At 59.9% G+C, this 14,352-nt stretch carries 11 protein-coding genes; 8 read left to right on the top strand and 3 right to left on the bottom strand.

Features of this window, described 5'->3' with window-relative positions:
• The first annotated feature begins 61 nt into the window (after nt 1-61).
• From IRZ31_RS00575 to IRZ31_RS00605, 7 genes are all read left to right on the top strand, one after another.
• Nucleotides 62-757: a hypothetical protein gene (locus IRZ31_RS00575; protein WP_151729196.1), complete on the top strand. Its 696-nt coding sequence runs from the start codon at nt 62-64 to the stop codon at nt 755-757.
• Between the two features lie 211 nt (nt 758-968).
• Complete coding sequence (locus IRZ31_RS00580) at nt 969-2,714, top strand: ATP-binding protein (protein ID WP_297148421.1); 1,746 nt, start codon at nt 969-971, stop codon at nt 2,712-2,714.
• A 3-nt stretch (nt 2,715-2,717) separates the two neighbouring features.
• Complete coding sequence (locus IRZ31_RS00585) at nt 2,718-3,113, top strand: hypothetical protein (RefSeq protein WP_297148423.1); 396 nt, start codon at nt 2,718-2,720, stop codon at nt 3,111-3,113.
• 3 nt (nt 3,114-3,116) lie between these two features.
• Nucleotides 3,117-4,094: a glycosyltransferase family 9 protein gene (locus IRZ31_RS00590; RefSeq protein WP_297148425.1), complete on the top strand. Its 978-nt coding sequence runs from the start codon at nt 3,117-3,119 to the stop codon at nt 4,092-4,094.
• A 155-nt stretch (nt 4,095-4,249) separates the two neighbouring features.
• The gene (locus IRZ31_RS00595) at nt 4,250-5,062 is read left to right on the top strand and encodes a hypothetical protein (protein ID WP_297148427.1); all 813 of its coding nucleotides are present in this window, start codon (nt 4,250-4,252) and stop codon (nt 5,060-5,062) included.
• A 1,017-nt stretch (nt 5,063-6,079) separates the two neighbouring features.
• Complete coding sequence (locus IRZ31_RS00600; RefSeq protein ID WP_297148429.1) at nt 6,080-7,039, top strand: MoxR family ATPase; 960 nt, start codon at nt 6,080-6,082, stop codon at nt 7,037-7,039.
• The gene (locus tag IRZ31_RS00605; RefSeq protein ID WP_297148430.1) at nt 7,036-8,349 is read left to right on the top strand and encodes a DUF58 domain-containing protein; all 1,314 of its coding nucleotides are present in this window, start codon (nt 7,036-7,038) and stop codon (nt 8,347-8,349) included. The genes IRZ31_RS00600 and IRZ31_RS00605 overlap by 4 nt, the downstream gene beginning before the upstream one ends.
• A 116-nt stretch (nt 8,350-8,465) precedes the next feature.
• Here the strand turns inward: IRZ31_RS00605 and IRZ31_RS00610 are convergent, their stop codons facing one another.
• Nucleotides 8,466-9,890 (bottom strand): hypothetical protein, encoded by a 1,425-nt coding sequence (locus IRZ31_RS00610; protein WP_297148432.1) that lies wholly within the window; start codon nt 9,888-9,890, stop codon nt 8,466-8,468.
• 382 nt (nt 9,891-10,272) lie between these two features.
• On the opposite strand from IRZ31_RS00610, the gene IRZ31_RS00615 reads away from it, so the two are divergent.
• The gene (locus IRZ31_RS00615) at nt 10,273-11,328 is read left to right on the top strand and encodes a serine/threonine-protein kinase (RefSeq protein WP_297148434.1); all 1,056 of its coding nucleotides are present in this window, start codon (nt 10,273-10,275) and stop codon (nt 11,326-11,328) included.
• Here the strand turns inward: IRZ31_RS00615 and IRZ31_RS00620 are convergent.
• Together IRZ31_RS00620 and IRZ31_RS00625 are read right to left on the bottom strand one after the other, a co-directional pair.
• A complete protein-coding gene (locus IRZ31_RS00620; RefSeq protein WP_297148436.1) occupies nt 11,325-13,319 on the bottom strand; it encodes a hypothetical protein in 1,995 nt (664 codons plus the stop codon). The genes IRZ31_RS00615 and IRZ31_RS00620 overlap by 4 nt on opposite strands.
• A 141-nt stretch (nt 13,320-13,460) precedes the next feature.
• On the bottom strand, nt 13,461-14,312 hold the full coding sequence (locus IRZ31_RS00625; protein ID WP_112430370.1) for a DNA methyltransferase: 852 nt from the start codon (nt 14,310-14,312) through the stop codon (nt 13,461-13,463).
• Nucleotides 14,313-14,352 lie beyond the last annotated feature (40 nt).

A 14,352-nucleotide genomic window follows, 5' to 3' on the forward strand; every position in this document is an offset into this window, starting at 1 on the left:
GAAGTAGCAGGTACAATAGATACAGGGCGTGCTACTCCATGCCCGCACACGAGGCATCGGCATGTTCATAGGAAAGATCGTCAAATCCGACTCGCATATCAATTACGTCTGTCAGATTTATGGCCCACGCGAGGTCGAGGTCGAGCCGGCGCCTGAAGACTATGCCTTCGGACGCTTTGTGCGTATTGCTGTGCGTGCACGCCAGGGCGATGATCCCGAGGCGGAGCTGCATCGCGTGCTGGGTATGAGTACGGAGCCGAGAACCTACGCCGTCGGCGTGATTTATGATACCATCCTGCTCAATCCGAGCTTCGGCTCGCTGGGGCCGCGCCTCTCTAACGAGACTCAGGTTGAGCTATTCTCGCCGGACTACATTGCCGAGCGCGCCGTGCTGATCTATGTCATGGTGCTCGGCATGATGCAGGAGCGAACCACTCCCGAGGGCCAGACCGAGGTCTTCTCCATCATGCATGGTGTTCCTCTGCTCTCGCTGGAGCTGGGCAGCGAGATTGAAACAATGGACGACGAGCAGGTGCGGGCTTTCCATTTCTTCAGCGACCCCGACAGGCCGGATGAGCCGCCCTATCTCCATATGGGCTACCTGCCTCACATCATTGCCCAGCGCAATAGCTTGCTACCGATGGTAGCGCTCTGCATCATCGATCAGCTCGAACGCCTATTTCCTCAGAATCTCTCTCTGCTCTCAATTGTCAAACGTAACTTCGCCTGGCGTCTCAAGGTTGAAACCACTGGCTAGGCCGGGGCCAGCGTGCGTGGCGGAAGCAAGGAAGGACTGGGCGAGCCGGGTCAGGTCGCCCCGCGCTCGGTGCTGGCGGCTGGGACCGGTTGGCCCGCTAAGGGTTGAGGCTGCGAGACCAGGGCGGATCTGGATCTGGGGCAGTGCAGGTCTGCCGTCCGTGTGCAGTTCTGGAGAGGCAATCTCTCACCTGAGATGGAGTTAAGCGGCTATGGTAAGTGATTCTGCCAATGTGCCACCTGTTTCGCGAGGGCGCACAGGTCGCAAGCCTGTGGGCATTACCAAGGGACCGGGTGAGTCGGCCCATGAATATACCTTTGTCTCGCGCGACGATGAGCAGGTGCTCAAGAACGGCGAGTATGTCTATTATGAGCTGAATGAGCCTGATGAATGGGGCCAAAACGGCGCTCAGCCGGTGGCGCGGCGCGTTCTGGGCCGTATCATCAAGCGTGTCCCGCTGCAGCTCTATCCCGACACCTTCCTGGCGGAGCCGGAGGTTTCGCCGGCCCAGGTCGCGGCGATGGTGGGCTACGATGCGCGGGCCAACGAACTCTTCGAACTGCACGTAGCCATCATGGGCTATTATGATCCCGAAAGCGGCTCCTTCATTAATCCCTGGATACCACCCCAGTCGGGCAAGCAGATTTTTCTGGCGGACGATGAGATGCTCTCGCAGATTCTCTGCCGCAAGCGCGTCGGCCAGCCTGGCTCGGCAACCATCGGCTCGCTGCTGACGCGGACTCCAGGGGCGGTGCCCATTGTGCTCTCGGTCAAGGATTTTGTCAGTACGCATCTGGCTATTATTGCCAGCACCGGCGCCGGCAAGAGCTACCTGGCCAGCGTGATTATCGAGGAGCTGATGCGGCCCTACAATAAGGCTTGCGTGCTCATCGTTGATCCGCATGGCGAATACGGCACGCTCGATCAATTGCCCAATCTTCCCGAATTCTCTGAGGAGAGTGGCGAGGAGGGCGTCGAGGGCTACCGGGCCCAGGTGCGTATCTATCGCCCCGATCAGGTCAAGGTCCGTCTCTCAACCCTGAACATGGGGGACATGCGTCACCTCCTGCCTGAAATGACTGAAAAGCAGCAGTATCTGCTGAACCGGGCTTTGCGCAAAGTGAACGAGACGAAGCGAGGTACGCCCTGGAGCGCGCAGGACTTGATGGAGGCTATTCGCAAAGTGGCGCGCAACAAGAACGATGAAGACGGCGAGGGGGCTGACGATTCCACTACAATGCATGCCTTGATGTGGCGTATCGAGCAGCGCTTTGTCGATAGCTTCACCTTCGATGATGTCCAGCATCTGGATCTGCGCGAGATCTTCAAGCCCGGTCAGTGCACGGTACTGCAGCTTAACGAAGTTGATGAACGCGATCAGCAGGTCATTGTCGCCACGCTCCTGCGCCGCCTCTATCAGGCGCGCATGAACACCGAACGCGGCAAAGTGCACTCTGGTGAATCCTATCTGCCCTATCCAGTCTTTGTGCTGCTAGAGGAGGGTCATCACTTTGCGCCGAGCGGCACTGAGGTGGTCTCGACCCAGATTCTCAAGCAGGTGTTGGCTGAGGGGCGCAAGTTCGGCATCGGCGTAGGCATTATCAGTCAGCGGCCCGGCAAGCTCGACGCCGATGTGTTGAGCCAGTGCCAGACGCAGTGCATTATGCGCATTGTCAACGAGATCGATCAGAAGAGTGTTGCCGCTGCTATTGAAGGGGTTGGTCGTGATCTGCTGGATAATCTGCCTGCTCTCTCGAAGGGCCAGGTGATTGTGGCGGGAGCTGCTGTCAATACGCCGGTGATCTGCCGTGTTCGCCAGCGCCTGACCCGGCACGGAGGCGAAAGCAAGGATGCCCCAGATATCTGGCAGAAGTATTTCAGCTCGGAGGCTCGCGAGAGCCGCCGCCTCCAGGAGGCCCCGCTGGGGAACAACCAGGGGTTCAGCCTGTTGAAATAAGCTATGGCTAAGCAACACCTACGCTATCGCATCTCCAATCGTGCCGCGCTCTCTCTCCTGGGTGGGCTGGCCCTGCCGGTCTGGGCGGCTTTTCTCCTCTTTACTTATTTTGTTCCACCACAAGGGTTGCTGGCCTTCGTGGCTTTTTTTGTGCTCCTTTTGGGGGCGCTCATCTGCACTTTCGCCCCGCTCGCCTACCTCTTCGGCTTGCTCTTCATCTCTTCGCGTCTCTACCGGGCGACGATCCGGCATGCGCTGCGTCAGGGGACTCTCTTATCGCTCTGCATTGTGCTCAATTTGATCCTGCGCGCCTTACATAGCTGGAGCATCATGGCGGCTCTCGCCATTGTGGCCGCCGCGGTTCTTGTTGAGATCCTCTCGCTGGCGAAGAAGTGGTAAGCCATGAGTATGAGCAGGGCAGATGAGCAGCCTGGGGAGCTGCTGGTGATTCGCCCCGGGGCGATTGGCGATACGCTACTGACGTTTCCGGTCTTGTCTGCCTTACGGGCGGCCTCGCCGTCCGCCAGTCTAACGCTGGTGGGAAACGCCCGGGTGCTGCCGCTGGCGCGCTGGCTTGGGGTGGCCGATGCTGTTGAGGACTATGCTGACCTGGGCTGGAGTGCGCTCTTTGCCGCAGGGGGTCTGGACCAGGCTGGACTGGGTGCACGCCTGCGCCGGGCGGAGCGGGTGGTATGCTGGCTGGCCGATCCCGAGGGCCTCGTAGAGCGCAATTTGCGCGAGGCTGGGGTGAGCGCGGCAACGGTCCGCCCTGGCCGCCCGCCGGCGGGGACCCATCTACATGCGACGTCCTATCTGGCGCAGACGCTGGGACTGGCCTTTGATCTGGCCAAGGCAGAGAGCTGTCGCTATCGGCTGCCTTCTGCTGTGCTTGAGCAGGAGCCGCCGCTCTTCAGCGAGGCGCCCCTGGTCATTCATCCGGGCAGTGGCTCTGCGGCCAAATGTTGGCCAGCTTCCCACTTTGCTGCTGTGGTGCGCTGGGCCTGGGCGCGTGATTGGCCAGTGCTGGTGTTGGCCGGGCCTGCCGATCATGAGCAGCTGGCGGCGCTGGTGCGTGTGCTGCCCACCCCACCGCCGGATAGGATAAAAGTACTGATCGATCTACCACTGCTGCGGGTCGCGGCCCAGATCCAACGTGCGCGCTGCTATCTGGGCAATGATAGCGGTCTCAGCCATCTGGCCGGCCTGCTCGGTGTGCCGACCGTTGCGCTCTTTGGTCCCACGGACCCGGCGGTCTGGCGTCCTCTCGGGCCTGCGGTGGTGACCGTGCGAAGCCAGCCACTGGATCAACTGGCGGTTGAGGTAGTTGTACAACACATCGAGCAGCTGGCGAGGACCCCTACGGAAGATTTTTGGGGGTGAGGAGGAGCAAAAACGAGGTACTTCGGTGCCAGAAACAGGGCTTTGATCGTTATCAAATAAGGAGTAATATCCCGTAGTCTCCCCTGCCGGCGGCGGTCGCAGGGATGTCGATCTGCACGATTATACTGAAATGTTGAAATTGAGGATAACGCGCGATGCTAGATCAAGAGCAACGAGATGAACAAGGAGTGAGAGGCCAACCGCCCTCCGGCAAGCTGATCCTGCCGGCAGCGCCCGGTGCGAAGCCGGGAGAGTGGGCTGCTGATCCGCAACAGCAGACGACCTACATCGCTCCAGAGATGCTGATCCGGCGTCCGCGGCAGAGCGCGCCGCCGACGCTACTGGGGAAGATCAGTTATTTCTGGCAGAAGGACCCGGCCTACAAGGTTCTGATGCTCGCCAGCGTGTTGGTGCTGATCGCGGGGATAATTTTCTCGGTCATTATCGGTGGTACCCTGATTCAGAGCAACTCTAGCATGGAGGCTCGTGTGCCTTTGACGCCACCACCAGGCGTGGCACCGACGGGCACAGTAGACCTGCGTCCGACCTTTCCTACGCCAGGCGGACAGGGAAGCAATGAGAGCAGCCAGCCCCCCATGCAGAGCACACCCGCGCTGAAGCCGACCCGTACTGCTGATAACGGCGCCAATAACGGAGCGGTGCAGATTTCTGGTCTCCCCGGCAGCGTACCTAACAATAGCGATGTGACGGTCACTGTCATTACGAATCAGCCGAACAGCTTCGTCCAGCTCCAGGTGACCTATAATGTGGCGCCTTTTGTTGCTGTGGTTAATGGTAATACCGATGCTTCCGGTATGGCTACACTGACCTGGCACGTGCAGGTTTTCTCTGTGAGCAGACGCGCTCAGGCCCGTGTCCATGCCACTGTTTTCGGCTCCAATGGCGCGGCTAGCTCGAATACTGTGACGGTACGCATTACAACTGGCGCTTTTTCCCCTGCCGATTAGCCAGGCCCAGCTCTGGCACCTGCTCGCTCCTGACTGATCGCTTTGCCGCCAGGGGCCTGTCCTGCTTTGCCGTACCGTGCCGTTGCCTGAAGAGCACAGCGGTCAATTTTGCCTGCCACGCTGGGTAGAGCACGCTCCCGATGGATGCGGCGGAGGCCGAAAGGGTGAGCGAGCCGTGAGCCAGGCCAGTCCCTATCTGGAGCAAGCAGTGATCTGCGCAACGGCGAGTAGAAGGTTGCTCTCCATCATCTCTCGCCAGCCCCCGGCGGCTCTCTCGCTCGCCTGGCTTTTGGATGGCGAGTGCGCTCTGCCAGCCGTTTTTCTTCTTTAACGTAAGTAAGATAGCCGAAGCCTGGTCGACAGTCTTCGTTCTTGCCTGTTCCACCTGGCCTGCTCCTGCGGCTCCGATCTTGCTGTTGCCCGCCTCGCTAGTGAAAATCTAATACTGTTTACCTGCTTCACGATTGCTGCTGAATATGCTATCTTGTAGTAGCAAGCTTATAACCGTTCTGCTCTTTTCCTGGTGGAATAGGAGGAAGAGATTCGCCTGCAATCACTCCTAGCGGCTTCTTCTCGTGGCAGAGGGATAGCCAGCGCTGCCAGCAGACAGCGAAGCACAAGCGCTCCTCCTCAAGTATTTCCAGGCCGAAATGCGGGAGCCTGCGACTGCTGGCATCTTTGTGAGATGGGGCAGGCATCTGCCAGCGGCGCTGTTACAATCGAATCGTATCGCTGGCCCGCCTTCCTGGCCACTTTGCCTCTGGCCAGCAAGCAAACCCAAGACGGAGCCTGGCCCGATGCACCTGATGTGTGAAAGCTACCGTCGCTCAGGCGTATCTCCAGAAGGAAAGGCTCGCATAGGGAGCACGAGGCAGCGTCGAGGAAGGCAGGACCAAGATCAGGCTGACGCTCCTCGCTTGTAGCTGTTGGGGAAGCTACCTTCTCTTCGGCTGGCGGTCCTGTCGAGCCTGCGACAACCTGAAGGCAGGCCCTACTGCCAGCCCGAGGACCAAGAGGATGATTCGATCAGAAGAGCTTATTCAAGTAAGTGAAGCGGCCAGAACGCTGCGCCACAACATTGGACAGGTCATAGTCGGTAAGGAAGAAGTTATCGATCTCTTGCTAGTGGCGCTCCTGTGCGAAGGGCACGTACTCTTTGAAGATGTCCCGGGGACCGGCAAAACTACCTTAGCCAGATCTCTGGCTCGCTCGCTGGCTTGCTCTTTCCAGCGCATCCAGTTCACGCCTGACTTGTTACCCTCCGACATCACCGGGATCACCTTTTTCAACCAGAAGCAGGGTACGTTCGAATTCCGCCCCGGCCCACTGCTGGCTCAGATCGTCCTGGCCGACGAAATCAACCGAGCGACGCCACGCACTCAATCCGCCTTGCTAGAAGCGATGGAAGAGCGCCAGATCAGCGTCGAGCGCGAGACCATTGCTCTACCCCGGCCCTTTATGGTGATTGCTACCCAGAACCCCATTGAACTGGAGGGCACCTTCCCCCTGCCGGAGGCCCAGCTCGATCGCTTCTTTATGCGCCTGCGCCTGGACTATCCCACGGCGGAGGAGGAACGCCAGATTCTGCGCCGTTTTCGCCAGCGGCAGCCGCTGGCCGAGCTGCAGCCTGTGCTTAGTGTTGAGCAGCTCACGCGCTTCCAGCAAATCATTCGTACGGTAGAGATTGAAGAGAGCGTTGAGGGTTATCTGATTGAGCTGGTACGGACCACCAGACAGCACGAGGCCATCGAGCTAGGGGTCAGTCCGCGTGGTACCCTGGCCCTCTATCGCGCTGCCCAGGCTCTAGCGGCTATCGAAGGGCGTGGCTACGTGCTGCCCGATGATATCAAGCGCCTGGCGATACCTGTTCTGGCTCATCGCCTGATCCCCACGGGTCAAACGAGCCTCCGTGGCCAATCCTTGGTGAGGCTCATGACCTCGATCATCGCAAGCGTGCCGGTGCCTGTTGAGTCATGAAACGTAGCTGGTACTTTCTTTCACTCGGCATCTTACTGGTCAGTGTCCTGATCCATCAGCTACTGCTATTGATCAGTGGGCTGCTGCTCTTCCTTATTCTCTTCTTGATCGATATCTGGGGCACCTTTTGTCTGGTGAACCTGCGCTATCAACGCTCTTTCAGCCAGCAGCGGGCTAGCTTTGGAGAGGAGATCGTTCTGACCCAGCTACTGGAGAATGCCAAGCTGCTGCCGCTCTCCTGGGTCAGAGTGAGCGATCGCGTGCCGCTGGCGCTGGTCTTCCGCGGCTTGAGTCCCCATCTCATTCCGGACGGCAGGAGGGCCATCATTGAAAGCCTCTTTAGTCCGCGCTGGTACGAGCGTATCTCGCGCAGCTATCGGCTGCGTTGTCTGGCGCGCGGAGTGCACACCTTTGGCCCCACTGTCTTGTGGAGTGGGGATCTCTTCGGCTTTGTCAGCCGGAGCCAGGAACTGGACAATCGGGAGCAGATCCTTGTCTACCCTCCACTTGTCCCGCTCACCCGGCTGGGATTACCGGCGCGCCATCCTTTTGGTGAGCGGCGCATGCCCCAGCGCCTGCTGGAAGATCCTGCGCGCGTCAGCGGCATCCGCGACTATCGCCAGGGCGATGAACTCAGGCGCGTGCACTGGAAAGCCTCGGCGCGAGCCATGCGCCTGCAGAGCAAGGTCTACGAAGCCAGCGCCACTTATATGCTGGCGCTGTTCCTGAATATGCCGCCGCCTCTCTCACTGCTGGAGCTGGGGGTGAGCCAGGAGCTCAAGGAACTGGCCATCTGCACGGCGGCCTCAGTGGCCGACTGGGGACTGCAGGCAGGCTACGCCGTTGGTCTCTACTGTAATGGCATGCTCTCTGGCCTGGCGGGTAGTGGGGCTGGCCCCGAGTCTCTGCCTTCGGGGCAATCGCATGACGACCTAGAGCCGCGGTCAAGCATGATTCGCCTCCCTCCGGCGAGTGGCGCCAGGCAGCGTCAGCGCATTTTAGAGGCCCTGGCGCGGGCTGAGCCGTGCTACGGCGAGCCTATTGAGGCCGTTATGGGCGCCGAACGCTCACGCCTGCCCTTTGGGGCCACGGTGGTCCTGGTGACCAGCACAATCAATGAGGCTCTGATCTCAGCTCTGCAGGGCTTTCAGCGTAGTGGTCATCCTGTCTGTATCCTCTGTATCGGCCAGGTCCAGTTACCAGCGACAAAGATGCCTGGCGTCCAGGTGCAGCACATCGGAGGGGAAGGGACCTGGCGGGCCATTCTCGCCTCGTTTGAACGAGGGCAGGATACTCCCGGCTCCACTTAGCCTGGTTTGACCGGCTCTACTGGTCTTGCCGGGGCCTGCCGGGCAGCGTTGCCTTCGGGCGGTTTCCGATCACTGTGGTCCGAATAGACCGCCCGGCAGCGACCGATGCTGAGGCGCTACTGCGGCGGCAGCTTCAGCCACCAGCTCCAGCCGGCTAGATGGCTCAGGCGGGCCGCCAGGGCTTGCTCGGCGACGTTAGCCACTGGCCAATCGGGTTGCAGGTGGTGGGCCGGAGGATTGACAGCCAGCAGGAGGCCGCAGCGCTCCAGGAATGCTACCGTCTGGCCTCCTGCTTTGAAGATCATCAAGCAGCCTTCAGCCGGGTTGCTGGACGAGAAAAAATGAACCTGCTCGACCTCACCAACAACCCGCTGATCAAACTCAGCAAAGCTATGCTGGGCATCTACACAGGCTGGATCAAGCGTAACTTGCTGGCCATCAATGAAGAGCGCCGAACTAAGCGCTGGGCCGGTTAAGAGCTGCACCTGCCACCGGGAGCCGGTCCAGGTGATATTGAAGGCGAGCGGAATCGCCTCGGGCGCGAAGCTGTAGAGGCCCAGGGGCTGATGCAAGGCGATCGGCTGGCCGTCGCGGCGGACGATATCCCAAGAAAGAGTAGTCAAAGCCACAAGATGCCAGCCATTCAGTAGGAAGGGTGCTCCCGACGGAGAAGAGGGCTGCCACTGCCAGGGAGGGAGTGCACAGAGCTGCAAGCAGTTCTCCTCACGGATTGGGCAATCGCCGCTCTCGCCATCAGGAGTGCCTGTCTGGCAGGCCAGGTAGCTGGCCCGTCGTCCGCTCAGGTCCAGCATCAGCTGCAGCTGGAGCGTGGCCTGCAATGGCTGACCGGGTTGGGCAACCCCTCTATAGCCAGGCTGGCTGAGATCAATATAGCGCTCGCCCGGTTCGATGGTGGTACTCCAGGCGGCAGATTGCCAGGCTGCTCGCAAGGCTGCCAAAAGGGCCTGCTGCTGAGCGGGGGCGAGATCGCTCAGGCGGTCGCGCAGCCAGAGCACCTGGACCTGCCGCCCGCCCTGGCGCTGAGCGGTCGAGATCGGGCAACTGTCCCCTGGGGAGGGAGGCACGGAGATTGTGCACGACTGCTCGCGAAAAGGGTCGGCCTGCCAGCTGATCAGATGGGTGCCGCGCAGAAGCTGCAGGGAGCTGCTGAAGGAGAGGATCGGCTTCTGCTTCAAAGGTTGCCCGTCGACAGTGATCTGCGTCCACGGAACATCGACGCTGAGATAGTAGGAGGCGCTATTGACGCTCGCTGGCTCTGCTGTGGTGAAGAACCTCACAAGCTGCTGGGCAATCTCTCCTACAGGAAAGAGATAGTAGAGCAGCAGAGCCGTTAAGAACAGAGCGAGTAAGGCCGCCAGCCCTGACAGACGGCGCCCGCTTCTCAGAGCCGCAGCACGCGGCCACGTCTGGCCAGAACCTGGCAGCGGGACAAAAGCGATCTCTTCTTTCTCCGCCTCCTGAGCTGTGACAGGCTCTAGTGGAGACTGCTCGCTCTGGTTTGACGGCTTATCCTTGCTCATACCTGGTAAGAAGGAGAACCTGCCTGCCGTCAGCTCGCGAGAAGGTTGAGCCGAGCAGGACTGAGCTGAGATCTGCAGGCAAGGCCGCACGAACGGCCTCTATCGGTAGACGACCGAGATCACGCGCTCTACGTAGCTTATGTACGTAGCTTATTATAGTACTGGCAGAGCACTGGAGAAGAAGGGCGTCAGTGATCGTCATGCCTACCAAAATCACCTAGCCCTTGCGTTTTTGCTGGTGATAAGACCAGGTCTGTAAGGTGCCAGAATCGCGTTCACAAGAGGTAGAGGAGGAGTGACAGCTTTGAGGTCAAAGCCAGATGTCACTCAGATCCGCGCAGGAGACAGAGAGCGAGGCCGAAGGGAGAGGGATAGGAAGGCCATGCTTGCATTTCCACCAAGTGAGAGCTTAATCGGTACCACCCTGGGCAACTACTATCTGGAGCAACTCGTCGGGCGCAACGAGCTGGGGCCGGTTTTTCTGGGCAGCACCGACGAAGGCAGTACCTACCTGGTGCGTTTCATTCTGGCCCCGTGTGCTCTGGACTCCCAGGAACGGGCGGCATATCAGGAGCGCTTTCTCCAGGTAGCGGGCGAGGTAGCGGCACTTCAGCACCGTCACATTCTGCCCCTGGTCGACTACGGGAGTTATCTGGGAGGTTCGTACCTGGTAACGCCCAACCTACCTATGCAGACCCTGATCTCGGCGCTCACGAAAAGCGGCCCGCCCAGCCTGAGCACTATCGGCGACTACCTGGAGCAGATCGCACAGGGCCTGGAATACGCCCACGAGCAAGGGATCATTCATCGGAATCTCAGCACAGATTGCATCTTTCTGCTGCGCGACGGGCGTCTCGCCATCGGCGATTTTGGAGTCATGCACCTGCTGGAGCTGGCCACACCCGCCGGTCAAGGCTACCCTGACTATGGCAGCGGTGAAGGACGGGCGCCGGAGCAGCTCCGAGAAGGCTCCTGTGGACCCTGCACCGATGTCTACGCCCTCGGGGCCGTCCTCTACCGACTCTTGACCACACATGCGGTCTTTCGGGACAGTTCCCGCGAAGGAGTATACGCGCAGCATCTCCACGCACCTGTTACCTCGCTCCAGCGCTGGCGCAGCGATTTGCCCGAGGCTTTGGACGAGGTCATCAGGCAGGCGATGGAGAAGGAGCCAGCTCGGCGTTTTCAGCGTCCCAGCGAGCTTGTCGCAGCCTATCGCCAGGCCGTCGGCTTGCACGCCGGTGAAGCCGAACGGCTCGAAGAGAGCGCCAGCTCATCCCTTGAAACAGCGACTGTCAGGGAGCAAGCAGCTGAAGAGGCCGCACCAGCGTCGTCAGCCGCTGAGGCCGGGCGCGGGCGAGCCTCCTTGTGGAGTCACCTGCTCAGGCGCCTTCGCGTCGCCTGGAGCCGACGCAGCTCCTCCTCAACCAGCGGCTAGGTGAGTGAAGCCTCCATCGGGCGCGAATCGTCCTGGCCTGACTCGGGCGGCGACTGTCTTCCGTCGCGAGCCGCGGCTGCTTCCTCGCGCTGCTCCGCCTTTCCATACCTCTCCTGCACATAGCGGATCTCGCGCTCGAAGATACGGCGCACGATTGCCACAGCACAGGCATAAGTCGAATCCATGCCGAAGTACGAGAGGCTGCCGGCGCCGAGATTCTTGCCGCGGGTATAGGGCGTATCCGAGGCATAGTGCAGGATGCCGAGATCGTAGGGCAGGCGCGCAAAGTTAATATTCTCGCCGATGGGGTAACGGGTCAGATACTGGTCCTCGTAGACGGCGTTGAGGTATGGGCCGCTCTCCATCTCCACTACCGTGTAGTTGGCGCTATAGTAGAAGTCGAAGTACTGGCGGTTTTGGAGAAATGTGCCTTTGCCCGAGACAGCTTTCTGATTATCAAGCACTGATCCATAGATCAGGTACGGCTGCACGTCCTGGGCAGAGAAGCAGTTATCAAGCCAATACGTGTTTTGGCTATGTTCATCCAGCACGACATTCGAGATCATTACATCGCCGATGCTGCCGTTGAGCGTGGCCGCCTTGCCCAGGATATAGATGCCCAGGATCGTCGACATATTCTCCATGATCTCGCGCAGCATACGGTAGGCGGCCATACCCAGCGGGTAGTCGATATTCAGAATAATGGCCTTACTCTTGGCCAGCAGGTCCATGCCGGGCATGCGGCAGCGTGGATCAACATCGGTCGGATGGAGGCGGGCCAGCTCGAAGATCTGGGCATCGATCTCCAGGCCGTGACGGGCGCCAACGTGCCAGATGCCGCGTTCCTGTTCCTCGGCAACGCGCTGGCGCATAGCCTCCTGGCCCTCGGGCGTGCGGGCCCACTCGCGGGCGGCAAAGTACAGGAAATTCTGCCAGTTACCGGGTACTTCGCCGGACTGCAGCTTGCGGCACTCCTTCGCCAGATACTGGTCCTGGCCGCTGAGGGCGAAGTCGATCAGCTCAGCCTCGCGCCGCAAGACGGAGCCAGAGGTCAGATTGACCAGGCTGTGGGTATTGCTAGACACGAAGTAGACCGGGCGCTCGCGCAGCCCCAGCGAGTCGAGCAGGCGCTCGACTGGTGCCCACCATTTGCGGGTCGCGCGAACAAAGCCGACGTGGGAGCCGCCGAGCATGCGCAGGGTGAAGCTCTTGCGCTGGCGTCCGATGATCAGCAGATTCTCCCACAAGCGGTCACCCCAGACCACTTCCAGACGGCGCCAGTCATCGGCTGCAATATGCAGGCGCTGGCGGAGCACGCGTGTGATCTCCGCAAAAACCGGTGAGGAGCGATCCATGCGCGTCGAGAGCAGTTGGATCGTTGTCGGATCGGCGTTGATCAGATAGTAGAGCTTGTTCCACTCGATCTGGAAGGCCACCAGGATCGGGACAATATCGTCAGTATCGCTCACGCTCGCCACGTAGACCGCCAGCGTTTCTTTGCCATCGTAGAACCACTTGCGGCGGCGGGCTGGCGCTGTCACGGCCTGCCAGCGATCAACCTGGAAACCCTGTTTTAGAAAGACCTCTTCGGACTGTCCAAGCAGGACATGCGTGCAGTAGAGGATGGCAGAGGGCAGGCGCAGAGCGCAGTAGATGAGGGCTGACATATCGGGGTAAGGCGAGCGGGCATCTGGGTGCAGGCTAGAGTCAATATTGTAGTGGGCCTGGACCAGGGCTTTCAGACTCACCTCGCCCGAGCTACGCAACAGCGTATTGTAGGTTCGAATGTACAGCTCAACGTCTCGCTTACCCGCCTCATGTCGTCCCTCGCCACGCTCTACCATATATTCATCGCTGCTCTCCCGCGCTACCTCCTCCTGCAAGCGTTCGCTATCCTCCTCATCATTCACAAATTCCTCGATGCGCTCGCGTGGCTCAAAAGCATCGGGATCGGGAATACGACGCGGAGGTGTTGGCTTCTTCCTTGGCATAGGCACTGTCCCCTTCTTCTCTCCTCTGCTGCGCTGCTATCAGAGAGATCTGAGCACTACCTGTTCGCTGCTTTCTGGTAATTATAACCTACGCTGTCCACTCGCTGAGGAACTGGCTCATTCAGACTCGGGCTGTTGAGCTTAGCTGCGTCGATTGGCTGCCGGCTTGCGCAGGACCACGATGTACTGATGGGCAATATTCGGAACATAGGCGCTTGGATAGCCGTAGGGGCGCAACCGTGTGCCGGCCTGGTACCAGATGATCTCTCCCTTTGGGACAAAGCCCTGCTGACGGGCGCGCCGGGCCAGGTCCACATGCGTGAAAATATATTCGCCGTGTTGGTAGGCGTTGCGCACGATCACAACCATATATTTGCGCGGCTTCAGGACGCGGAAGCACTGCGCAAAAACCTGCTCCATGGCCTCTAAATAGGCTTCATAACTGGCCAGATTGGCGAGGTCGCGCGGGTCATCTGAGCGCATATAATAATCGGTGCGACGATTGGGGAAGGTGGCGGCGTAGCGCCCGTTGCTCATGGTCTGGGCCAGGTGGATATTGTACGGGGGATCAGTGGCGATAAAATCGAAAGAGTGCTCGGCGAAGTCCTGCATCACCTGCAGGCAGTCGCCCTGGATCAAGGTCTGGGGCTGCAGCGAGTCGCGGTGCTCGCTCAGAATACGCTGGTAAATCTCTACCCAGCGGGGATTGATCTCGATGCCAACGGCCCGGCGTGGCTTCTTGCAGATGGAGGCCCCAATCAGCGTGCCGCCAACGCCGGCGAAAGGATCAAGCACGCACTCGCCGGGCTTGGTAAAGAACTCGATGAGCTGACTCATCAGCTGCGGTGGCTTGTTGGCGCCGTGCGCTTTACGCAGGTCGTGCCCATAGACGGAGGGGTAGTTTGTGATGAGTACGCTTTTAGTGAAATAGAGCCACTCAGCTCCAGTCAATTCATTTAATGTATTTTTCTGCGAGACGCTCTCGGTGTCCACATCACCCTCCCGTTGATATCGTCGTTGCCGGGCGAGGGGC

The organism is Thermogemmatispora sp. (assembly GCF_019683635.1).
Lineage (GTDB): Bacteria > Chloroflexota > Ktedonobacteria > Ktedonobacterales > Ktedonobacteraceae > Thermogemmatispora.